Source organism: Pseudomonas entomophila (assembly GCF_029478665.1).
Lineage (GTDB): Bacteria > Pseudomonadota > Gammaproteobacteria > Pseudomonadales > Pseudomonadaceae > Aquipseudomonas > Aquipseudomonas entomophila_F.
This window is the reverse complement of sequence record NZ_JARPQB010000011.1, coordinates 75942-98329: the sequence shown is the minus strand read 5'-3', so window position 1 is coordinate 98329 and position 22388 is coordinate 75942. Positions and strand designations below refer to the sequence as shown.

Annotated in this window: 17 protein-coding genes; 11 read left to right on the top strand and 6 right to left on the bottom strand. The window is 64.5% G+C overall.

The features are described 5' to 3' along the window. The first annotated feature begins 109 nt into the window (after positions 1 to 109). Both P5705_RS07700 and P5705_RS07695 read left to right on the top strand, forming a co-directional pair. Positions 110 to 412, top strand: a complete 303-nt coding sequence (locus tag P5705_RS07700) for an ArsR/SmtB family transcription factor (RefSeq protein WP_011532447.1) — start codon at positions 110 to 112, stop codon at positions 410 to 412. Between the two features lie 44 nt (positions 413 to 456). Beyond that, positions 457 to 1506, top strand: coding sequence for an alkene reductase (locus P5705_RS07695; RefSeq protein ID WP_277460246.1), 1050 nt, complete (start codon positions 457 to 459; stop codon positions 1504 to 1506). A 64-nt stretch (positions 1507 to 1570) separates the two neighbouring features. Here the strand turns inward: P5705_RS07695 and P5705_RS07690 are convergent, their stop codons facing one another. From P5705_RS07690 to P5705_RS07680, 3 genes are all read right to left on the bottom strand, one after another. Continuing rightward, positions 1571 to 2395 (bottom strand): ATPase, encoded by an 825-nt coding sequence (locus P5705_RS07690; RefSeq protein ID WP_277460245.1) that lies wholly within the window; start codon positions 2393 to 2395, stop codon positions 1571 to 1573. An 87-nt stretch (positions 2396 to 2482) separates the two neighbouring features. Continuing rightward, positions 2483 to 3478, bottom strand: a complete 996-nt coding sequence (locus P5705_RS07685) for an NAD-dependent epimerase/dehydratase family protein (protein WP_277460244.1) — start codon at positions 3476 to 3478, stop codon at positions 2483 to 2485. A gap of 49 nt (positions 3479 to 3527) precedes the next feature. Beyond that, positions 3528 to 4418: a LysR family transcriptional regulator ArgP gene (locus P5705_RS07680; protein ID WP_277460243.1), complete on the bottom strand. Its 891-nt coding sequence runs from the start codon at positions 4416 to 4418 to the stop codon at positions 3528 to 3530. A gap of 124 nt (positions 4419 to 4542) precedes the next feature. Here P5705_RS07680 and P5705_RS07675 point away from each other — a divergent pair, with 124 nt between their 5' ends. The 9 genes from P5705_RS07675 to P5705_RS07635 all read left to right on the top strand — a co-directional run bounded on the left by P5705_RS07675 (position 4543) and on the right by P5705_RS07635 (position 18241). Further along, on the top strand, positions 4543 to 5142 hold the full coding sequence (locus P5705_RS07675) for a LysE/ArgO family amino acid transporter (RefSeq protein ID WP_277460242.1): 600 nt from the start codon (positions 4543 to 4545) through the stop codon (positions 5140 to 5142). A 362-nt stretch (positions 5143 to 5504) separates the two neighbouring features. Further along, positions 5505 to 6101: a superoxide dismutase gene (locus tag P5705_RS07670; RefSeq protein ID WP_277460241.1), complete on the top strand. Its 597-nt coding sequence runs from the start codon at positions 5505 to 5507 to the stop codon at positions 6099 to 6101. Between the two features lie 377 nt (positions 6102 to 6478). After that, positions 6479 to 8530 carry a putative bifunctional diguanylate cyclase/phosphodiesterase gene (locus P5705_RS07665; RefSeq protein WP_213659759.1) on the top strand — a complete coding sequence of 684 codons (2052 nt, stop codon included), beginning with the start codon at positions 6479 to 6481 and terminating at the stop codon, positions 8528 to 8530. A gap of 148 nt (positions 8531 to 8678) precedes the next feature. Continuing rightward, positions 8679 to 10016, top strand: coding sequence for an imelysin family protein (locus P5705_RS07660; protein ID WP_277460240.1), 1338 nt, complete (start codon positions 8679 to 8681; stop codon positions 10014 to 10016). A gap of 266 nt (positions 10017 to 10282) precedes the next feature. Continuing rightward, on the top strand, positions 10283 to 11710 hold the full coding sequence (locus P5705_RS07655; RefSeq protein WP_277460239.1) for a di-heme oxidoredictase family protein: 1428 nt from the start codon (positions 10283 to 10285) through the stop codon (positions 11708 to 11710). A gap of 18 nt (positions 11711 to 11728) precedes the next feature. Further along, positions 11729 to 12793 (top strand): imelysin family protein, encoded by a 1065-nt coding sequence (locus P5705_RS07650; RefSeq protein ID WP_277460238.1) that lies wholly within the window; start codon positions 11729 to 11731, stop codon positions 12791 to 12793. 2 nt (positions 12794 to 12795) lie between these two features. After that, on the top strand, positions 12796 to 13893 hold the full coding sequence (locus P5705_RS07645) for a DUF1513 domain-containing protein (RefSeq protein ID WP_277460237.1): 1098 nt from the start codon (positions 12796 to 12798) through the stop codon (positions 13891 to 13893). 167 nt (positions 13894 to 14060) lie between these two features. Beyond that, on the top strand, positions 14061 to 15194 hold the full coding sequence (locus P5705_RS07640) for an efflux RND transporter periplasmic adaptor subunit (RefSeq protein ID WP_277460236.1): 1134 nt from the start codon (positions 14061 to 14063) through the stop codon (positions 15192 to 15194). Positions 15195 to 15205: 11 nt separating this feature from the next. Further along, positions 15206 to 18241, top strand: a complete 3036-nt coding sequence (locus P5705_RS07635; RefSeq protein WP_277460235.1) for a multidrug efflux RND transporter permease subunit — start codon at positions 15206 to 15208, stop codon at positions 18239 to 18241. A gap of 957 nt (positions 18242 to 19198) precedes the next feature. Here the strand turns inward: P5705_RS07635 and hisC are convergent. The 3 genes from hisC to hisG all read right to left on the bottom strand — a co-directional run bounded on the left by hisC (position 19199) and on the right by hisG (position 22333). After that, a complete protein-coding gene (gene hisC / locus P5705_RS07630; protein ID WP_277460234.1) occupies positions 19199 to 20245 on the bottom strand; it encodes a histidinol-phosphate transaminase in 1047 nt (348 codons plus the stop codon). A 2-nt stretch (positions 20246 to 20247) separates the two neighbouring features. Next, the gene (gene hisD / locus P5705_RS07625) at positions 20248 to 21570 is read right to left on the bottom strand and encodes a histidinol dehydrogenase (protein WP_277460233.1); all 1323 of its coding nucleotides are present in this window, start codon (positions 21568 to 21570) and stop codon (positions 20248 to 20250) included. Positions 21571 to 21697: 127 nt separating this feature from the next. Beyond that, the gene (gene hisG, locus P5705_RS07620; RefSeq protein WP_277460231.1) at positions 21698 to 22333 is read right to left on the bottom strand and encodes an ATP phosphoribosyltransferase; all 636 of its coding nucleotides are present in this window, start codon (positions 22331 to 22333) and stop codon (positions 21698 to 21700) included. Positions 22334 to 22388 lie beyond the last annotated feature (55 nt).

The following is a 22388-nucleotide window of genomic DNA, read 5'->3' as shown; positions in this document are numbered from 1 at the left end:
TATAGCGATTCCAGCTCGCCTAAGAACACTTTCATATTTGTATATCGCGAACTACCGATTTATATTTCGCCCCATCGCGATATACCGTTACGTAGCCTGAGACCCCGCCATGCCGATCGATCTCGACGAAATAATAAAAGCCCTGTCCCATCCGGTCCGACGCGAAATCCTCGCCTGGCTGAAGGACCCGGCGGTGCAGTTCCCCGACCAGCAGCACAGCACCGACAACGGTGTCTGCGCCGGGCAGATCGACCAACGCTGCGGCCTGTCGCAGTCGACCGTCTCCGCCCACCTGGCCACCCTGCAGCGCGCTGGTTTGATCAGCAGCCAGAAGGTCGGCCAATGGCACTTTTTCAAACGCAACGAGGCCACCATCCAGGCGTTCCTCAAGCAGATGAGCCAAGAGCTCTGATAGCGGCGGCGCCGCATCCCACTGATTCAAGCGAGGCTTTGCACATGACTACGCTCTTCGACCCGATCACCCTGGGCGACCTCGAACTGCCCAACCGCATCATCATGGCCCCGCTGACCCGCTGCCGCGCCGACGAGGGCCGGGTGCCCAACGCGCTGATGGCCGAGTACTACGTGCAACGCGCCAGCGCCGGGCTGATCCTCAGCGAGGCGACTTCGGTCTCCGCCATGGGCGTCGGCTACCCCGATACGCCCGGCATCTGGAACGACGAGCAGGTGCGCGGCTGGCACAACGTCACCAAGGCCGTCCACGCGGCCGGCGGGCACATCTTCCTGCAACTGTGGCACGTTGGGCGCATTTCCCACCCCTCCTACCTGAACGGCGAGCTGCCGGTAGCGCCCAGCGCGATCCAGCCCAAGGGCCATGTGAGCCTGGTGCGGCCGCTCAGCGACTACCCGACCCCGCGGGCCCTGGAGACCGAGGAGATCGCCGATATCGTCGAGGCCTACCGCAGCGGCGCCGAGAACGCCAAGGCCGCGGGCTTCGACGGTGTCGAGATCCATGGCGCCAACGGCTATCTGCTCGACCAGTTCCTGCAAAGCAGCACCAACCAGCGCAGCGACCGCTACGGCGATTCGCTGGAGAACCGTGCCCGGCTGTTGCTGGAGGTGACCGACGCTGTGATCGAGGTGTGGGGCCCAGGCCGTGTGGGCGTGCATCTGGCACCGCGCGCCGATGCCCATGACATGGGCGACGCGGACCGCGCCGAGACGTTCACCTATGTGGCCCGCGAGCTGGGCAAGCGCGGCATCGCCTTCATCTGCTCGCGGGAGAAAGAGGCCGACGACAGCATCGGTTCGCTGATCAAGCAGGCCTTCGGTGGCCCGTACATCGTCAACGAACGCTTCGACAAGGCCAGCGCCAACGCCGCCCTTGCCGCCGGCAAGGCCGATGCCGTGGCCTTCGGCATCCCGTTCATCGCCAACCCCGACCTGCCGGCGCGCCTGGCCGCCGATGCAGCGCTCAACGCGCCGCATCCGGAAACCTTCTATGGCAAGGGGCCGGTGGGGTATATCGATTATCCGCGGATGTGAGTGAGGCCCTGTTCGCCGGCAAGCCGGCTCCTGCGCAGGAGCCGACTTGCCGGCGAACAACCGGTCAGGGCCGGGCGTTGATCTGCTGCTGCAGGTTCTGGATCTGGCTCTGCAGGGTGTTGATGTTGCGCGTCATCTGCCCGCGGAAGGCATCGAACTCCTGCACCGAGGCACCACCGGATGCCTGCGCCGGGCGGTTGTCGACCTGGCTCTTGAGCACCAGCACATCCTGCTCCAGGCTGGCGATGGCCGCGCTTGGGTTGCCCTGCTTCCTCAGCGCCGCCACTTCGCTGTTCAAGTTCTTGAGCTGATCGTCCAGCTTGCCACCGTCGACCTGGCCCGACTTGAGTGCCGTCAGCTCTGCATTGACCGCCTTCAACTGCGCCTGCAACTGGCCTTGCAGCTCGGTTACCGCCTTCTGTTGTTCACGGGTATCGGCCAGCACCTGCTCCAGGCGCTTGCCCAGGTCACCGGCTTGCCCGGCGACGCCTTGCTGCTGCTTGCCCTGCTCGGCCAGGCTGGTCTGCAACTGGCGGATCTGCAGTTTCAACGCCTCGCTGCCGGTGGTGCTGTTCGATTCGCTGGCATCGACCTTGCCGCTGATCGCCTGCAAGCGCCCCGCCGCTTCCTCGCTGATGCGGGCGAAGCTTTCCTGGGTCGCCACCAGTTGCTGCTCCATCAGCGAGATCTGCTGGAAACTCCACCAGCCCAACCCCGCCAGGGCAATGAACGATGCCCCCAGCAACGCCCACAAGGGGCCATTGCTGCGCGGTTGCGCGGCCTTCTGGCGGCTGCGTGCCACGTGAGCGGGCAGCAGTTCATCGTCATCAGGGGTGCCGGCGCGCAGGGCGGGCACATCGTCGAAATCGTCGTGGGCGTCATTACGCATGGGTGCATTCAACCGCGGTAGTAGCAAAGAGGCATGAGTATAAACCGCCTGGGCGGCGCACTGATGACCATCAACCTGCCGCCAGGTTCACTGATTGCGCGGCTGCGCCTTCCACCAGGTGCAGAATTCATCCAGCGCGGCCCAGACGGTGGTCTTCGGCCGGTAGTCCAGGTACTGGCGGGCGCGACTGATGTCGAGGGTGAAATCCGTGCTCATCACCTGCATCGCGGTGCGCGTCAGGGTCGGCTGCGGACGCCCGGGCCAGAGCAGGCAAGCAGCCTCGTTGAGCGCAGCCAAACTGTAGGCCATGCCGTAGGAACGATAGCGGGTGACCTGGGGCAGCTGCATCTGGCGCATCACGTAGTTCACCACGTCCCACAGCGGCAGCGGCTGGCCGTTGCTGATGTTGTAGGCCTGGCCAAGGGCTTCGTCCCCGGCGAACAGCGCGCTGAGCAGCGCTTCGTTAAGGTTGTGCACGCTGGTGAAGTCAACCTTGTTCAGACCATTGCCGATGATCGCCACCCGCCCCTTGCGCTGCATGTGCATCAGCCGCGGGAAAATGCTCGCGTCCCCGGCCCCGGTGACGAACCGCGGGCGCAGCGCCAGCACTTCGAGGCCGAACTCCTGGGCACCGAACACCTTCTGTTCGGCGAGGTGCTTGGTCAATGCGTAATGGTCGTGGAAACGCCGCGGCACCTGCTCCTCACGGATATCCAGGCGTGAACGGCCATTGAAGTAGATCGACGGTGACGACAGGTGCACCAGCCGGCGCACATGCTCCTTGATACAGCCTTCGACCACGTTCTCGGTAAGCACCACGTTGCCCTGGTGGAAATCCTGGTAGCGCCCCCAGTTGCCCACGGCCCCGGCGCAATGCACCACGGCGTCGACACCCTGGCACAGGCGCCGGGCCAGCTCGGCGTCGCCCAGGTCGCCAGGGATGAACTGAGCCCCGCGCCTGACCAGATGCTCCACGCCTTCCGCCCGCCGACCATTGACCCGTACCTCCAGGCCCTGCTCCAGGGCGAAACGCGCAAAGCGCCCGCCAATGAAGCCGCTCGCGCCGGTGACCAGAATTCGCATGTAAGACTCCGCCTTGCCAGATTTCAGATGCAGTTGACGCCAGCCGCGCCTACAAGGGCACCAGCCAATTGCGCGCCGAATGGCGCAGGTGTTCGGTCAGTTGTGCGAGCAGTTGCCCGCCATTGCGCCAATGATGCCAGTACAGCGGCACATCGATGGGGGTATCGCTGCAAATTTCCACCAGTTCCCCCCGCGCCAGTTGCTCGGCCACCTGACGTTCGGGCACCAGGCCCCAGCCGAGTCCCGCCTCGGTCATGCGCAGGAAGCCTTCGGACGATGGGCACAGGTGGTGCAGGAAACCGTCCTGAATACCCAGCGAAGCCAGGTAGCGATGCTGCAGGAAGTCATCCGGGCCGAACACGATCGCCGGCGTGCGGGGCAGGCGCTCGGCATCGAACCCATTGGCGAAGTAGCGTGCCATGAACGCCGGGCTGGCCAGGGCGCGGTAGCGCATTGCCCCCAACGGCAGGCTGCGCGCACCGGCCACCGGGCGCTCGCTGCCGCACAGGCAGGCCGCCACCTCGCCCGCGCGCATGCGCTTGAGACCGACATCCTGGTCCTCGACCACCAGGTCGAGCAGCACCTGCTGCTCGGCGCAGAAAGCCCCCACCGCGCCCGCCCACCAGGTCGCCAGGCTGTCGGCATTAAGGGCGATGCGCAGGCGCTCGGGCATTCCTTCCTCGTCCAATGCCGGAACCTGGCGCTGGAGGTCGCGCTCAAGCAGGCGCACCTGCTGCACATGGTTGAGCAACTGGCGGCCGACTTCGGTGGGGCTCGGCGGCGTCGCACGCACCAGCACCGGCTGGCCGACCCGCGCCTCGAGCAGCTTGATGCGTTGCGAGATGGCCGATTGCGACAACCCCAGCACCTGGGCGGCACGCTCGAAACCGCCTTGTTCGATCACTGCGGCAAGCGCGGCGAGCAGCTTGTAGTCGAACATCTATTTTCCTAATGACAGATGAGCTTTATTGGTTTTTCTTATACATCCGCACCCGCCACAATGGCCACATCTTTCTAGACAATCAGCGCCGGCGAATCGTCGGCGACAGTGGAGTGTTCGCGCTATGTGGCAAAGCTATGTGAACGGCATGCTGGTGGCTTTCGGGCTGATCATGGCCATCGGCGCGCAGAACGCCTTCGTCCTGGCACAGAGCCTGCGCCGCGAGCATCACCTGCCGGTGGCGGCGCTGTGCATCGTCTGCGACGCCATCCTGGTGGCCCTCGGCGTGTTCGGCCTGGCCACGGTGCTGGCGCACAACCCGACCTTGCTGGCCATCGCCCGCTGGGGCGGCGCGGTGTTCCTGATCTGGTACGGCGCCAAGGCACTGCGCAGCGCATGCTCCAAGCAGAGCCTGCAACATCAGGAAGGGCAAGGCACTCGCTCGCGCCGGGCGGTGCTGCTCAGCGCCCTGGCGGTGACCTTGCTCAACCCCCATGTATACCTGGACACCGTGTTGCTGATCGGCTCGCTCGGCGCCCAGCAGACCGTGCCCGGGGCCTATGTGGCGGGGGCCGCCAGCGCGTCGCTGGTGTGGTTCTCGACCCTGGCGATCGGCGCGGCCTGGCTGGCGCCCTGGCTGGCACGCCCGGCCACCTGGCGGATGCTCGACCTGATGGTGGCGGTGATGATGTTCGCGGTCGCGGCGCAGTTGATCTTCAACTGAGGATCAGGAACATGCGCCTCTTCTGCAGGAGCGGCCTTGAGCCGCGAAAGGGCTGCGCAGCAGCCCCAGGATTTCAGCGTTGATATAACGATCGTCGGGGCCGCCTTGCGGCCCTTTCGCGGCTCAAGGCCGCTCCTACAGAGATTGCACATGCCCTGAAGAGCACATGGCGCCCCGCCTGTCCGACTCCAGCAACCGCTCTGGAACCTCTATTCCCTATAGATGTTGCGTGGTTATGCACCGGGGCCGGTGCTATGATCCAGCCCTTGCGTCGCAAAGAGTACAAACTCGCCGACGCACATCGGGCCGCCCGTGATCGGCCTTGCGCAAACCGCAAACAGACCTGAATCAGGAGATCCACCATGGCTTTTGAATTGCCGCCGCTGCCGTACGCCCACGATGCCCTGCAGCCGCACATCTCCAAGGAAACCCTGGAGTATCACCACGACAAGCACCACAACACCTATGTCGTGAACCTGAACAACCTGGTGCCAGGCACCGAGTTCGAAGGCAAGACCCTGGAAGAGATCGTCAAGAGCTCTTCGGGCGGCATCTTCAACAACGCCGCGCAAATCTGGAACCACTCCTTCTACTGGGAATGCCTGTCGCCAAACGGCGGTGGCCAACCGACCGGTGCCCTGGCTGACGCCATCACTGCTGCTTTCGGTTCCTTCGACAAGTTCAAGGAAGAGTTCACCAAGACGTCGGTCGGCACCTTCGGTTCCGGCTGGGGCTGGCTGGTGAAGAAAGCCGACGGCTCCCTGGCCCTGGCCAGCACCATCGGCGCCGGCTGCCCGCTGACCAGCGGCGACACCCCGCTGCTGACCTGCGACGTCTGGGAGCACGCCTACTACATCGACTACCGTAACCTGCGTCCGAAGTACGTCGAGGCGTTCTGGAACCTGGTCAACTGGAAGTTCGTTGCCGAGCAGTTCGAAGGCAAGGCCTTCACGGCCTGATTGAATCAGCCTTGAACAAAAAGACCCGGCCCCTGTGCCGGGTTTTTTATTGCACCCCTGCAGGCGCCAGCCTTGCTGGCGAACAGGCCCACGGGCAAGGCTGCGCCTTGCATCGCCAGCAAGGCTGGCTCCTACGGAGGGCGCGACAGAAATCGCTGTGCCGTGCCTTGACGCTCTTGCTCAAGACGCAGAGCGCGCTAACATCAAACGTCTGGAAAGTTGATGCAGCGCACTCAAGTCGCATGCCTTTTCAACCGATACAGAGCCAAGGGCAACTCCATCTGCCGGGGCGCGCCTGCAAGTTGGTAATCGGTCGATAGTCTGTCGCCATGACTAATGGCAAAATAATGGCATGCGCATGGATTAAGGAAACCCCATTGAAGCTGGAATTTCGGAACAGCTTATCGGTCAAGTTGCTCAGGGTGGTGCTGCTCTCGGCGTTGGCGGTCGGGGTCGTTCTCAGCTGCGCGCAAATCGTCTATGACGCCTACAAGACCCGCCAGGCCGTGAACAACGATGCACAGCGCATCCTCGACATGTTCCGCGATCCGTCGACGCAAGCGGTGTACAGCCTCGACCGGGAAATGGGCATGCAGGTGATGGAAGGCCTGTTCCAGGACGAGTCGGTACGCATGGCCGCCATCGGCCACCCCAACGAAACCATGCTGGCGGAAAAATCCAGGCCGCTGCAGGACATGTCCATGCGCTGGCTGACCGACCTCATCCTGGGCCAGGAACGCACCTACACCACTCAGTTGGTTGGCCGCGGCCCCTACAGCGAGTACTACGGCGACCTGAGCATCACCCTCGACACCTCCTCCTACGGCGAAGATTTCCTGATCAACGCGGTGATCATTTTCGTCTCCGGCGTGCTCAGGGCGCTGGCCATGGGCCTGGTGCTGTACCTGGTGTACCACTGGCTGCTGACCAAGCCGCTGTCGAAGATCATCGACCACCTGACACAGATAAACCCCGACCGCCCCAGCCAGCACCAGATCCCGCAGCTCAAGGGCCACGAACGCAACGAGCTGGGCCTGTGGGTCAACACCGCCAACCAGCTGCTGGCCTCGATCGAACGCAATACCCACCTGCGCCATGAGGCCGAGAACAGCCTGCAGCGCATGGCGCAGTACGATTTCCTCACCGGCCTGCCCAATCGCCAGCAACTGCAGCAGCAGCTGGACAAGATCCTCGTCGACGGTGGCCGCCTGCAACGCCGGGTGGCGGTGCTCTGCGTGGGGCTGGACGATTTCAAGGGCATCAACGAGCAGTTCAGCTACCAGGTGGGTGACCAATTGCTGCTGGCCCTGGCCGACCGCCTGCGCGCCCACAGCGGCCGCCTCGGCGCCCTGGCCCGCCTGGGCGGTGACCAGTTCGCCCTGGTGCAGGCCAATATCGAGCAGCCCTACGAAGCCGCCGAGCTGGCCCAGAGCATCCTCGACGACCTCGAGGCGCCCTTCGACCTCGACCACCAGCAGATCCGCCTGCGCGCCACCATCGGCATCACCCTGTTCCCCGAGGATGGCGACAGCACCGAGAAGCTGCTGCAGAAGGCCGAACAGACCATGACCCTGGCCAAGGCCCGCTCGCGCAACCGCTACCAGTTCTACATCGCCAGCGTCGACAGCGAGATGCGCCGCCGCCGCGAGCTGGAAAAAGACCTGCGCGAAGCCCTGCCGCGCAACCAGCTGTACCTCGTCTATCAACCGCAGATCAGCTACCGCGACCACCGTGTGGTCGGGGTAGAGGCGCTACTGCGCTGGCAGCATCCGGAACTGGGCATGGTACCGCCTGACCAGTTCATCCCGCTGGCCGAGCAGAACGGCAACATCATCAGCATCGGCGAGTGGGTGCTCGACCAGGCTTGCCGCCAACTGCGCGAGTGGCACGACCTGGGCTTCGGCGAGCTGCGCATGGCGGTCAACCTGTCCACCGTGCAGCTGCACCACAACGAGTTGCCGCGGGTGGTCAACAACCTGTTGCAGGCCTACCGCCTGCCGCCGCGCAGCCTGGAGCTGGAGGTCACCGAGACCGGCCTGATGGAAGACATCAGCACCGCCGCCCAGCACCTGCTCAGCCTGCGCCGCTCGGGCGCCTTGATCGCCATCGACGACTTTGGTACCGGTTACTCTTCGCTGAGTTACCTGAAGTCGCTGCCGCTGGACAAGATCAAGATCGACAAGAGCTTCGTCCAGGACCTGCTCGACGACGATGACGACGCCACCATCGTTCGCGCCATCATCCAGCTGGGCAAGAGCCTGGGCATGCAAGTCATCGCCGAGGGCGTGGAAACGGCGGAGCAAGAGAGCTATATCATCGCCCAGGGCTGCCACGAAGGTCAGGGCTACCACTACAGCAAACCGCTGTCGGCGCGCGAGCTGACCGCCTTCCTCAAGCAGGCCCAGCGTAACCAGGTCTCGGTGCTGTAACCCCCGTCGATATTGGCCCTGCCCCGCAAACGGGCGTTTGCATGAAATGCACGCCCGCCCCTTTACAGCAAATGCAAATCTTTCGCATGATGTGACGGTTTCGCGTGCCTCGGCGCACGGTCCAACCACACGACGCAGGATACCAACAATGATTCGAATGCCTCTGGCCTCCGCCAGTCTGCTGGCCATCGCCATCGCCCTCGCCGGTTGCGGCGAAGGCAAGGATGACAAGGCCGCCGCTCCGCAAGCCCAGGCACCTGCCGCCGCCAGCACCACCGCCGCGGCCCCTGGGGCGGTCGATGAAGCCGCCGGCAAGGCCGTGGTCAAGCATTACGCCGAAATGGTCCACGCCGTGTACAGCGACGCGCTGAGCACCGCCAAGCAGTTGCAGACCGCCGTCGACGCCTTCCTGGCCAACCCCAACGACCAGACCCTGAAGGCCGCCAAGGAGGCCTGGGCCGCTTCCCGCGTCCCTTACCTGCAAAGCGAGGCGTTCCGCTTCGGCAACACCATCATCGACGACTGGGAAGGCCAGGTGAACGCCTGGCCCCTGGACGAAGGCCTGATCGACTACGTCGACAAGAGCTACGAGCACGCCCTGGGCAACCCGGCGGCCAGCGCCAATATCATCGCCAACACCCAGATCCAGGTCGGCGAGGACAAGGTCGACGTCAAGGACATCACCCCCGAGAAGCTGGCCAGCCTGAACGAGCTGGGCGGTTCCGAGGCCAACGTCGCCACCGGCTACCACGCCATCGAATTCCTGCTCTGGGGCCAGGACCTCAACGGCACCGGCCCAGGCGCGGGCAACCGCCCGGCCTCCGACTACCTGGAGGGCAAGGGCGCCACCGGCGGGCACAACGACCGTCGCCGCGCCTACCTGAAATCGGTCACCCAACTGCTGGTCAAGGACCTCGAGGAGATGGTCGGCAACTGGGCGCCGAACGTCGCCGACAACTACCGCGCCACCCTCGAGAACGGCCCGGTCAACGATGGCCTGCGCAAGATGCTGTTCGGCATGGGCAGCCTGTCGCTGGGCGAGCTGGCGGGCGAGCGCATGAAGGTCTCGCTGGAAGCCAACTCGCCGGAAGACGAGCAGGACTGCTTCAGCGACAACACCCACTACTCGCACTTCTACGACGCCAAGGGCATCCGCAACGTCTACCTGGGCGAGTACACCCGTGCCGACGGCAGCAAGCTGACCGGCCCGAGCCTGTCGTCGCTGGTGGCCAAGGTCGACCCGGCCACCGACGCCACCCTCAAGGCCGACCTGGAAGCCACCGAGGCGAAGATCCAGGTGATGGTCGACCACGCGCTCAAGGGCGAGCACTACGACCAGTTGATCGCCGCCGACAACACCGCTGGCAACCAGATCGTGCGCGACGCCATCGCCTCGCTGGTCAAGCAGACCGGCGCGATCGAGCAGGCCGCTGGCAAGCTGGGGATCGACAACCTGAACCCGGACACCGCTGATCACGAGTTCTGATCGGCGCTAGCGGTTCACAAGAGGCGGCCTTCGGGCCGCCTTTTTTAGTTGCCCATTGACCTGACATGCCCTCTGTAGGAGCGGCTTCAGCCGCGATCACCCGCGAAGCGGGTGCCTGGCACCGCGCTGCCCGCATCGCGGCTGAAGCCGCTCCTACAAAGGTTGCGCATTTCACATTCTTTTCATCCGAGTAATTGCAAATTGCTCTTATTCAATAACAGCCGGCCTGATAAGCTTGCACGCCGGTTTTTCGCCCATGCCCAGGATTGTCGATGTCCTTGCTCCGCCTAAGCCCCCTGCTACTGGCCCTCACCCTTGCCGCCTGTGACGACGCCCCGCGTTTCACCCAGGCCGAGCCCGGTGAAGCCCTCTCCGGCGGCACGGCGACGGTAAAACGCAACGACCGCAACGCCTTCTCGCTGCCCTCGGCCAACCTGTCGCCCGAGCGGCGCCTGGACTTCGCCGTGGGCAACAGTTTCTTCCGCAGCCCGTGGGTGATCGCCCCCTCCACCACCACCGCCCGCGACGGCCTCGGCCCGTTGTTCAACACCAACGCCTGCCAGAACTGCCATGTGCGCGACGGCCGTGGCCATCCGCCCGAGCCCGGTGACAGCAATGCGGTGTCAATGCTGGTGCGCCTGTCGATCCCCGACCAGCCGTACCTGGCCCGCGAGATCGAGCGCCTGGGCGTGGCCCCCGAGCCGGCCTATGGCACACAGCTGCAGGACATGGCCATCCCCGGCGTGGCGCCGGAGGGCAAGGTCCGGGTGAGCTACGAGAACCACAGCGTGGCCTTCAAGGACGGCCATCAGGTCGAACTGCGCCGCCCCACCCTGCAGATCACCCAGCTCGGCTACGGCCCGATGCACCCCGATACCCGGTTCTCGGCCCGGGTGGCGCCGCCGATGATCGGCCTGGGCCTGCTCGAAGCCATCCCCGAAGCCGATATCCTGGCCAGCGAAGACCCGGACGACCGCAATCGCGACGGCATCCGTGGCCGCGCCAACCGCGTCTGGGACGACGCCCTGGGCAAGACGGTGGTCGGTCGTTTCGGTTGGAAGGCCGGGCAGCCCAACGTCAACCAGCAGAACGTGCACGCGTTCGCCGGCGACATGGGTCTGACCAGCACGCTCAAACCGAGCGACGATTGCACCCCGGCACAGACCGACTGCCTGGCCGCGCCCAACGGCGATGGCGCCGATGGCGAGAAGGAAGTCAGCGACAACATCCTGCGCCTGGTCACCTTCTACACCCGCAACCTGGGTGTGCCGGCCCGGCGCGGTGTCGACGCGCCCCAGGTGCTGGCCGGCAAGAACCTGTTCTTCCAGGCGGGTTGCCAGGGCTGCCACACCCCGCAATTCACCACCGCCGCAGATGCCCATGAGGCGGAACTGGCCAACCAGGTGATCCGCCCCTACAGCGACCTGTTGCTGCACGACATGGGCCCTGGCCTGGCCGACGAGCGCACCGAATTCGCCGCCAACGGCCAGGACTGGCGCACCCCGCCGCTGTGGGGCATCGGCCTGACCGAGACGGTCAGCGGCCACACCCAGTTCCTGCATGACGGCCGTGCCCGCAACCTGCTCGAAGCCGTGCTCTGGCATGGCGGCGAAGCCCAGGCGGCACGCGACCGGGTACTGACCTTCAACGCCGAGCAGCGCGCCGCGCTGCTGGCCTTCCTGAACTCACTTTAAACGCGCAAGGAGCCGGGCATGTTCCGACCCAAACTGTTGTTCACCAGCCTCGCCGCACTCGCCCTGGGTGCCTGCTCGCCCCAGGACCCGCAGGCCGTGACCTCGGCCGCCATCGCCAAGCAGGTGATCCTGCCGACCTACAGCCGCTGGGTCGAGGTCGACCGCGCCCTGGCCGCCAGTGCCCTGGCTTATTGCGAGGGCAAAAGCTCGCTGGAGACCGCCCGCGCCGACTTCCTCAACGCGCAGAAGGCCTGGGCCGAGCTGCAACCCCTGCTGGTCGGCCCGCTGGCCGAAGGCAACCGCGCCTGGCAGGTGCAGTTCTGGCCGGACAAGAAGAACCTGGTCGGTCGCCAGGTCGAGCAACTGGTCAACGGCGACAAACCGGTCGACGCCGAATCGCTGGGCAAGGCCAGCGTCGTGGTGCGCGGCCTGTCGGCCTACGAGTACATCCTCTTCGACAGCAAGCCGGATGTCGCCAGTGCTGAACAGAAGGCCCGCTACTGCCCGCTGCTGGTCGCCATCGGCGAGCACCAGAAGGTCCTGGCCGAGGAGATCCTCAAGGGCTGGAACAGCACCGACGGCATGCTGTCGCAGATGACCAAGTTCCCCAACCAGCGCTACGCCGACTCTCACGAAGCAATCGCCGACCTGCTGCGCGCCCAAGTCACCGCCCTGGACACCCTGAAGAAGAAACTCGGCGCGCCGATGGGCCGCCAGAGCAAGGGCATCCCGCAGCCGCTGCAGGCCGAAGCCTGGCGCAGCCACTCCTCGCTCAAGAGCCTGGAAGCCTCGCTCAAGGCCGCCCAGACGGTCTGGGTCGGGGTCGACAACCAGGGCCTGCGCGGCCTGCTGGGCAAGGACCAGGCGCCGCTGGCGCAGAAGATCGACGACGCCTACGCAACGGCGCTCAAGTCGCTGGCCGACAACCCGAAGACCTTGGGCGAGCTGCTGGCCGACGACGCCGGCCAGCAGACCCTCAACCAGATCTACGACAACCTCAACGCCGTCCACCGCCTGCACGAAGGCGACCTGGCCAAGGCGCTGAACATCCAGCTGGGCTTCAATGCCAACGACGGTGACTGATCATGCTGCGACGCCAGGCCCTGAAACTCGGTAGCGTAGTGCTCAGCGCCCTCACCCTGGGCGGCTGGAGCCTGTTTCGCAACAAAGGCGGCGAACCCCTGCTGCTCTCGGCGCGCGACGATGGCGACGGCAGGCACTATGCCGTCGGCTTTCGCCTGGACGGCACCGAGGTGTTCAGCACCCAGGTGGCCCAGCGTTGCCACGCGATCATCAACCACCCTGAACAGCCCATCGCCCTGTTCGTCGCCCGTCGCCCCGGTACCGAAAGCTACCTGGTCGACCTGCGCGACGGGCGCCTGCTGCAGACCATCACCTCGCAACCGAACCGTCACTTCTACGGCCATGCGGTGATCCACAAGGGTGGCGAGTGGCTGTACACCACCGAGAACGACACCACCGACCCTGGTCGTGGCGTACTCGGTGTCTATCGCTTCGAAGGCGAACGCCTGGCGCACAGCGGCGAACTCCCGACCCATGGCATCGGCCCCCACGAACTGGCCTGGCTGCCCGACGGCGAAACCCTGGTGGTGGCCAACGGCGGCATCCGCACCGAGGCCGAAAGCCGGGTGGAGATGAACCTCGACGCCATGGAACCGAGCCTGGTGCTGATGCAGCGCGACGGCGCCCTGCTGAGCAAGGAGACGCTTGCCCAGCAGATGAACAGCGTGCGCCACCTGGCGGTGGGCAGCGACGGCACCATCGCCGCCTGCCAGCAGTTCATGGGCGCCTCCGACGAGACCGCCGAGCTGCTGGCGATCAAGCGCCCGGGCGAGCCGTTCAAGGCCTTCCCGGTGCCCGAACGGCAGTTGCAGTCGATGGCCCAGTACACCGCCAGCGTCGCCATCCACAGCGACCTGCGCCTGGTGGCGCTGACCGCGCCGCGGGCCAACCGGCTGTTCATCTGGGACCTCGACAGCGGCGCGGTGAAGCTCGATGCACCGATGCCCGATTGCGCGGGGGTCGGGGCGGTGAAGGATGGCTTCGTCGTCACCTCCGGGCAGGGGCGTTGCCGCTTCTACGATTGCCGCAAGCAGGCATTGATCGGGCAGCCGATGAACCTGCCGTCCGGGTTCTGGGACAACCACCTGCACCTGGCCTGACCCTGTTCGCCGGCAAGCCGGCCCCTACACTGCCCTGTAGGAGCCGGCTTGCCGGCGAACCTCCCGTTTTCGCAAAAACCGACAATACTTTCCCCCATCGCACGTGGGCCGGATCGCCTGTGCCCGTGCGCAACGAAAAACCACCTCGCATCCAGGGAACCGGACCTATGCTGCGCCGCCGCATGCTGATCATGTTGGCCGTCGTCCTGCTGATCGTGCTGATCCTGGGAGGCTTCAAGGCCTTCTCCATCTACAAGCAGGTACAGATGTTCTCGGCACCCAAGCCACCGGTCAGTGTCGCCGCGGCCCAGGCCGAGCTGCGCCAATGGCAGGAGCGCCTGCCGGCGGTCGGTAGCCTGAAGGCCTACCAGGGCGTCGAACTAAGCCTGGAAGTGGCCGGCACAGTGAAGTCCCTGCACTTCGAATCCGGGCAGAAAGTGAAGGCCGGGCAACTGCTGCTGCAATTGGACAGCGAACAGGAGACCGCCCTGCTGGGTACAGCCCAGGCCGACCTTAATCTGGCAAAGGTGGACTTCGGTCGCGGCAGCCAACTGGTCGGCGACTCGGCCATCTCACGGGGCGAGTTCGATCGGCTGACCACCCAGTACCGACGCAACCAGGCAGTGGTCGACCAGCTCAAGGCGTCGCTGGCGAAGAAGAGCATCAGCGCGCCTTTCAGCGGTACTATCGGCATTCGCCAGGTGGACGTCGGCGCTTACCTTGCCAGCGGCACGGTGATCGCCACCCTGCAGGACCTGTCGAGCCTGTACGTCGACTTCAACGTGCCCGAACAGGCCCTGCCCCACTTGAGCCTCGGCCAGCAAGTGCTGGTGCAGGTCGCCGCCTACCCGGGCCAGACCTTCCCCGCCAGCCTGAGCGCGATCAACCCGAAAGTGGAGGAAAGCACCCGTAACCTGCTGGTCCGCGCCACCCTGGCCAACCCCGACGGCAAGCTGCTGCCCGGCATGTTTGCCAGCCTCCAACTGCTGCTGCCCGATCCGCAATCGCAAGTGGTGGTGCCGGAAAACGCCATCACCTACACCCTGTACGGCAATTCGGTGTACCTGGTCAGCCGCAGGAAAGGCGAGGATGGCAAGCCGCTGGACGACAATGAGGGCCAGCCCCAGTTGATCGCCGAACAGCGCACCGTGCAGACCGGGGAGCGCCGCGACGGCTGGGTGGTGATCAGCAAAGGGCTGCAGGCCGGCGACCAGGTGGTCACCGCCGGCCAGCTCAAGCTGGCGCCCGGCGCGGCGATTCGCATCAGCAGCGAGCAAGCGCTCAAGCCGGGCACCCACTGAAGGAGGCAGGCATGGCGTTCACCGACCCGTTCATCCGCCGCCCGGTGCTGGCCTGCGTGGTCAGCCTGCTGATCCTGCTGCTGGGCGCACAGGCCTGGAACAAGCTGCAGATCCGCCAGTACCCGCAGATGGAAAACGCCCTGATCACGGTGACCACCGCCTACCCCGGTGCCAACGCCGAGACCATCCAGGGCTACATCACCCAGCCGCTGCAGCAGAGCCTGGCCAGCGCCGACGGTATCGACTACATGACCTCGGTGAGCCGGCAGAACTTCTCGGTGATCTCGGTCTACGCACGCATCGGCGCCGACACCGACCGGTTGTTCACCCAACTGTTGGCCAAGGCCAACGAGGTGCGCAACAAGCTGCCGCAGGATTCCGAGGACCCGGTGCTGAGCAAGGAGGCGGCCGACGCCTCGGCGCTGATGTACATCAGCTTCTACAGCAACGAGATGAGCAACCCGCAGATCACCGACTACCTGTCGCGGGTGATCCAGCCCAAGCTGGCGACGCTGCCAGGCATGGCCGAGGCGCAGATCCTCGGCAACCAGCTGTTCGCCATGCGCATCTGGATCGACCCGGTGAAACTGGCCGGCTTCGGCCTGTCGGCGGTGGACGTGACCAACGCGGTGCGCCACTACAACTTCCTCGCCGCGGCCGGCGAAGTGAAAGGCGAATACGTGGTCACCAGCGTCAACGCCACCACCGAGCTCAAGTCCGCCGAGGCCTTCGCCGCCTTGCCGGTCAAGATCGCAGGCGACAGCCGGGTGCTATTGGGGGACGTGGCACGCATCGAGATGGGCGCGGAGAACTACGACACGGTCAGCTCGTTCGACGGTACGCCGTCTGTGTACATCGGCATCAAGGCCACTCCCGCCGCCAACCCGCTGCAGGTGATCAAGGAGGTGCGGCGGATCATGCCGCAACTCGAGGAACAGTTGCCGTCGGGCCTCAAGGTGTCCATTGCCTACGACGCCACCCTGTTCATCCAGGCCTCCATCAACGAAGTGATCAAGACCCTCGGCGAGGCGGTGCTGATCGTCATCGTGGTGGTGTTCCTGTTCCTCGGTGCGTTGCGCTCGGTGCTGATCCCGGTGGTGACCATCCCGCTGTCGATGATCGGCGTGCTGTTCTTCATGCAGATGATGGGTTATTCGCTGAACTTGCTGACCCTGTTGGCCATGGTGCTGGCCATCGGCCTGGTGGTGGACGACGCCATCGTCGTGGTGGAGAACATCCACCGTCATATCGAGGAGGGCAAGACACCCCGCGAGGCGGCACTGGAAGGTGCCCGCGAGATCGCCCTGCCGGTGGTATCGATGACCATCACCCTGGCTGCGGTCTACGCCCCCATCGGCTTTCTCACCGGGCTGACCGGTGCGTTGTTCAAGGAGTTCGCGCTGACGTTGGCCGGAGCTGTGATCATCTCGGGCGTCGTGGCCCTGACGCTGTCGCCGATGATGTGCGCCCTGCTGCTGCGCCACGAGCAGAACCCCAGCGGCCTGGCCCACCGTCTGGATTTGCTTTTCGAACAGCTGAAGGTGCGCTACCAGCGCCTGTTGCACGGCACCTTGAACAGCCGGCCGGTGGTGCTGGTGTTCGCAGTGATCATCCTGTGCCTGATCCCGGTGCTGCTCAAGTTCACCCAGAGCGAACTGGCACCCAATGAGGACCAGGGCGTGATCTTCATGATGAGCAACTCGCCGCAAACCGCGAACCTGGACTACCTGAACGCCTACACCGACGAGTTCACTCCGCTGTTCAAGACCTTCCCCGAGTACTACTCGTCGTTCCAGATCAACGGTTTCAATGGCGTGCAGAGCGGCATCGGTGGCTTCCTGCTCAAGCCGTGGAGCGAGCGGCATCGGACCCAGATGGAGTTGCTGCCGCTGGTTCAGGCCAAGCTCGAGGAGGTCGGCGGCCTGCAGATTTTCGGTTTCAACCTGCCGTCCTTGCCCGGTACCGGGGAAGGCTTGCCCTTCCAGTTCGTGATCAACACTGCCGGCGACTATACCGCGCTGCTGGAAGTGGCCCAGCGGGTCAAGGAGCGTGCGCAGGCCTCCGGCAAGTTCGCCTTCCTCGACATCGACCTGGCGTTCGACAAGCCTGAGGTGATGATCGATATCGACCGCGCCAAGGCCGCGCAGATGGGCGTGTCGATGGACACCCTCGGCGGAACCCTGGCCACCTTGCTGGGCGAGGCGGAGATCAACCGCTTCACCCTGGAAGGCCGCAGCTACAAGGTGATCGCCCAGGTCGAACGCGCCTATCGCGCCACGCCGGGTTGGCTGAACAACTACTACGTGAAGAACGAACAGGGTCAGCTATTGCCCCTGTCGACGCTTATCACCCTCAGCGACCGTGCCCGGCCTCGCCAGCTCAATCAGTTCCAGCAATTGAACTCGGCGATCATCCAGGGGGTGCCGCTGGTGAGCATGGGCGAAGCGCTGGACACCGTGCGCACGATCGCCCACGAGGAGGCGCCGGAGGGCTTTGCAGTGGACTATGCGGGTACGGCACGGCAATTCGTCCAGGAGGGTAGCGCGTTGTGGGTGACCTTCGGCTTGGCGCTGGCGATGATCTTCCTGGTGCTGGCGGCGCAGTTCGAAAGTTTCCGTGACCCGCTGGTGATCCTGGTGACCGTGCCGCTGTCCATCTGCGGGGCGCTGGTACCGTTGTTCCTTGGGGTTTCCAGCATGAACATCTATACGCAGGTGGGGTTGGTGACCTTGATAGGGTTGATTACCAAGCACGGGATCCTGATCGTCGAATTTGCCAACCAACTGCGTGAAGAAAAGGGGCTTGGGGTTCGCGAGGCGATCGAAGAGGCGGCGGCGATTCGATTGCGGCCGGTGCTGATGACCACGGCAGCCATGGTGTTCGGCATGGTGCCGTTGATTCTGGCCACCGGGGCTGGGGCGGTGAGCCGGTTCGACATCGGGACCGTGATTGCCACGGGGATGTCGGTTGGGACGTTGTTCACGTTGTTTGTGTTGCCTTGTATTTATACGTTGTTGGCGCATCGGGCTGGGCGGGAGGTGGGGTGATGGATTTGGCTTCGGCTTCGGCTTTTAGAGTGTGGGTTTGAAGGCTTGTGGGCATATCCATTGGCGATAGAGACGCTGATTCACCTTTCCGCCCTTACGGCGGCCTACTTTTTTCTTGGAAAAAGTAGGCAAAACCGCTCGCTCCATCATCCGGCCCCTGCGCTGCGCTCCGGGGTCCCCTCGCTACGTCCTTGCTCCCGTGGGTACCGCGCTGAACGCCCCATCCTGGGGCGCAGCGCTCGACGGCCATCCATGGCCGTCGCCCCACTACGCAAGAACTCCGCTCGGCCTCCTGAAGTCGCAATGGGCGGCGCCTGGACTATCGCGCATCAAGATCAAAAGCCGGGCGAGGCGCTACGCGCTCGCAGAAGCAAAGAGCAAAGAGCAAAGAGCAAAGATCAAAGATCAAAGATCGGAAAGTTCTATAGCTATGTAGTGCAGTGATGATTGTGGTGTTTGTGCCATTGGTTCGCCGGCAAAGCCGGCTCCTACAATGGAGCGGCGTACACCGTCCGGTAGGAGGCGAATGCGTACTCAAGGCCACGAACAAGCAGCTAGCGACAGCTGCGCCTGCGCAGGCGCAGCCCGTAACTTCGCGACTTCAGGAGGCTGAGCGCAGGCGTCTGGAGGGCCAGGTGCGCAGCACCCTTCGGCGTAGCCGAAGGCGCGAGATGTAGACTTGCGCAGCAAGTCGTAGGCCGCGCGGGCCCGGAAGGCGCCGGAGCGAAGGGACCCGGAGCGTAGCGGAGGGCCGTATGATGGAGCGAGCGGCTTTTGGTTACTTTTGGCCAAGACCAAAAGTGACCCGCCGTAAGGGCGGAAAGGTGAGTCAGCATCCCTATAGCAAATGGATATGCTCACAACTTGAAAAACCGGCAACAACAACAAGGGCGAATTGAAACGTAACCAACTACGCCCCAACCCGCCCTTCAGTCAAACACTCAAACCACCACCAACTTAAAGCGCATCAAGCAAAGCCTGGTTCATCTCCGGCGTCCCAATCGTAATCCGCAGGAACTGCGCAATCCGCTCCTGCTTGAAGTGCCGCACGATCACCCCCTGCTCCCGCAGCCGCGCCGCGATCCCCGCCGCATCCTGCGAAGGATGACGAGCAAAGATGAAGTTCGCCGCCGAAGGCAGCACCTCAAACCCACGTGCCACCAACTCAGCGACCAGCACTTCACGGCTATCGATCACCTTGCGGCAAGTCTCGTTGAAATACGCTCGGTCCTCGAACGCCACCGCCGCGCCAACGATCGCCATGCGATCCAGCGGGTAGGAGTTGAAGCTGTTCTTGATCCGCTCCAGCGCCTCGATCAGGTCCGGATGCCCCACCGCCAACCCCACCCGCAAGCCCGCGAGCGAGCGCGACTTGGACAGGGTCTGGGTCACCAGCAGGTTGTCATAACGATCCACCAGGCTGATCGCCGTCTCGCCACCGAAATCGATGTAGGCCTCATCGACCACCACCACCGAATCACGGTTCGCCTGCAACAGCTGCTCCACCGCCTCAAGCGGCAGCAGGCACCCCGTCGGCGCGTTGGGGTTGGGGAAAATGATCCCGGCATTGGGCTTGCTGTAGTCCGAGACCTGGATCTGGAACTGCTCATCCAGCGCCACCTGCTCGAAAGCAATGCCGTACAGGCCGCAATACACCGGATAGAAGCTGTAGCTGACGTCCGGGAACAACAGCGGCCCACGGTCGTGCAGGAACAGGCCGTGGAAGATGTGCGCCAGCACCTCGTCCGAGCCATTGCCGACGAATACCTGCGCCGGCGTCACGCCGTAGTACTCGGCGACCGCCTGCTTGAGCCGGTCACCATTCGGGTCCGGATACAGGCGCAGGTTGTCGTTCAACTCACCCCGCATGGCCTCCAGCGCCTTGGGCGACGGGCCATAGGGGTTCTCGTTGGTGTTGAGCTTGACCAGGCGCGCCAGTTTGGGCTGCTCACCAGGCACGTATGGGACGAGATCCTTGACGAAGGGACTCCAGAAACGACTCATGCTCAGTTCCCCTTCTCGTTGAGGATGCGGTATTCGGCGCTGCGCGCATGGGCAGTCAGCGATTCGCCACGGGCCAGCACCGACGCGGTGTGGCCCAGCTCGGAAGCCCCTTGCTCGGAGCAGAAGATGATCGACGAACGTTTCTGGAAGTCGTACACACCCAGCGGCGAAGAGAACCGCGCGGTACCGGAGGTCGGCAGCACATGGTTGGGGCCTGCGCAGTAGTCGCCCAGCGCCTCGCTGGTGTGGCGGCCCATGAAGATCGCACCGGCGTGGCGGATCTGCGGCAGCCAGGCCTGCGGGTCGGCCACCGACAGCTCCAGGTGCTCTGGGGCGATGCGGTTGGCCACTTCGATCGCCTGCTGCATGTCGCGCACCTGGATCAGCGCGCCACGGCCATTGATCGACTTCTCGATGATTTCGGCACGCTCCATGGTGGGGAGCAGTTTCTCGATGCTGGCGGCAACCCGGTCGAGGAAGGCCGCATCAGGGCTGATCAGGATCGCCTGGGCGTCCTCGTCGTGCTCGGCCTGGGAGAACAGGTCCATGGCGATCCAGTCCGGATCGGTCTGGCCATCGCACACCACCAGAATCTCCGACGGGCCGGCGATCATGTCGATCCCGACCTGGCCGAACACATGGCGCTTGGCGGTGGCGACATAGATATTGCCCGGGCCGACGATCTTGTCCACCTGCGGCACGCTCTCGGTGCCATAGGCCAGGGCCGCGACGGCCTGCGCGCCACCGACGGTGAAGACCCGATCAACCCCGGCGATGCAGGCAGCGGCCAGCACCAGCTCGTTGACCTCGCCACGCGGCGTCGGGACCACCATCACCACTTCGGCCACGCCGGCAACCTTCGCCGGAATGGCGTTCATCAACACCGACGACGGGTACGACGCCTTGCCGCCCGGCACGTACAGGCCGGCACGGTCCAGCGGCGTGACCTTCTGGCCCAGCACGGTGCCATCGGCTTCGGTGTACTGCCAGGAATCCTGCTTCTGGCGCTCGTGGTAAATGCGCACACGGTTGGCGGCCTTCTCCAGGGCTTCGCGCTGAACCGGTGTGATACGGGTCAGGGCCAGCTCCAGGCGAGCGCGGTCAAGGATCAGGTCATCGATGGATTTGGCATCGACACCGTCGAAACGCTGGGTGAACTCCACCAGCGCTGCGTCACCGCGCTCGCGCACGGCCTTGATGATATCGAGCACGCGCTGGTTGACCGCGTCATCGGACACGCTTTCCCAGCTCAGCAGATGATCCAGATGTCGGGCGAAATCCTGGTCAGCAGCGTTGAGACGGGCAATTGCAGTGGACACGGTCATGGCGAGGGCCTCGAATGATTAGCGAATGCTCAGGCGCCCTAAGCTACCAGTCCATCCGCGCGGGCACCTGAGAAAATTGGCTATGACGCGGATAGACGGGCGCGACAGCGGAGGTCGCGCGCAGAGGTCAGCCGCGGTGTCGTGATTCGACGGCGTTGCGCAGGGTGTCGATCAGGCTCTGGATACGGGCGTGCTGCATCTTCATGGAGGCCTTGTTGACCACCAGGCGCGAGCTGATCGTGGCGATCAGATCTTGCGGCTCGAGGCCGTTGGCACGCAGGGTGTTGCCGGTGTCGACCACATCGATGATCTTGTCGGCGAGGTTGATCAATGGTGCCAGTTCCATCGAGCCGTACAGCTTGATGATGTCGACCTGGCGGCCCTGCTCGGCGTAGTAGCGCTTGGCTACGTTGACGAACTTGGTGGCCACGCGCAGGCGGCCCTTGGGCTCGGCCGCGCCGGTCACGCCAGCGGTCATCAGCTTGCACTGGGCGATCTGCAGGTCCAGCGGCTCGTAGAGGCCCTGGCCGCCATATTCCATCAGCACGTCCTTGCCGGCCACACCAAGGTCGGCGGCGCCATGCTCGACGTAGGTCGGTACGTCGGTGGCACGCACGATGAGCAGGCGTACGTCATCCTGCGTGGTGGGGATGATCAGCTTACGGCTTTTGTCCGGGTTCTCGGTGGGGACGATGCCGGCTTCTGCCAGCAACGGCAGGGTGTCGTCGAGAATGCGGCCTTTTGATAGCGCGATGGTCAACATGGGAAACGTCGGTCCTTAAGCAGCTATAGCCGGCCGGGCCATGGGCCCGACCGCA

Bases quoted from the DNA above. Each gene is read 5' to 3' on its own strand.
- P5705_RS07685 (WP_277460244.1), bottom strand. From the start codon at position 3,478: ATGCGAATTCTGGTCACCGGCGCGAGCGGCTTCATTGGCGGGCGCTTT.
- P5705_RS07700 (WP_011532447.1), top strand. From the start codon at position 110: ATGCCGATCGATCTCGACGAAATAATAAAAGCCCTGTCCCATCCGGTC.
- hisD (WP_277460233.1), bottom strand. From the start codon at position 21,570: ATGACCGTGTCCACTGCAATTGCCCGTCTCAACGCTGCTGACCAGGAT.
- P5705_RS07690 (WP_277460245.1), bottom strand. From the start codon at position 2,395: ATGCGTAATGACGCCCACGACGATTTCGACGATGTGCCCGCCCTGCGC.
- P5705_RS07640 (WP_277460236.1), top strand. From the start codon at position 14,061: ATGCTGCGCCGCCGCATGCTGATCATGTTGGCCGTCGTCCTGCTGATC.
- hisC (WP_277460234.1), bottom strand. From the start codon at position 20,245: ATGAGTCGTTTCTGGAGTCCCTTCGTCAAGGATCTCGTCCCATACGTG.
- P5705_RS07680 (WP_277460243.1), bottom strand. From the start codon at position 4,418: ATGTTCGACTACAAGCTGCTCGCCGCGCTTGCCGCAGTGATCGAACAA.
- P5705_RS07675 (WP_277460242.1), top strand. From the start codon at position 4,543: ATGTGGCAAAGCTATGTGAACGGCATGCTGGTGGCTTTCGGGCTGATC.
- P5705_RS07660 (WP_277460240.1), top strand. From the start codon at position 8,679: ATGATTCGAATGCCTCTGGCCTCCGCCAGTCTGCTGGCCATCGCCATC.
- P5705_RS07670 (WP_277460241.1), top strand. From the start codon at position 5,505: ATGGCTTTTGAATTGCCGCCGCTGCCGTACGCCCACGATGCCCTGCAG.
- P5705_RS07635 (WP_277460235.1), top strand. From the start codon at position 15,206: ATGGCGTTCACCGACCCGTTCATCCGCCGCCCGGTGCTGGCCTGCGTG.
- P5705_RS07695 (WP_277460246.1), top strand. From the start codon at position 457: ATGACTACGCTCTTCGACCCGATCACCCTGGGCGACCTCGAACTGCCC.
- P5705_RS07650 (WP_277460238.1), top strand. From the start codon at position 11,729: ATGTTCCGACCCAAACTGTTGTTCACCAGCCTCGCCGCACTCGCCCTG.
- hisG (WP_277460231.1), bottom strand. From the start codon at position 22,333: ATGTTGACCATCGCGCTATCAAAAGGCCGCATTCTCGACGACACCCTG.
- P5705_RS07645 (WP_277460237.1), top strand. From the start codon at position 12,796: ATGCTGCGACGCCAGGCCCTGAAACTCGGTAGCGTAGTGCTCAGCGCC.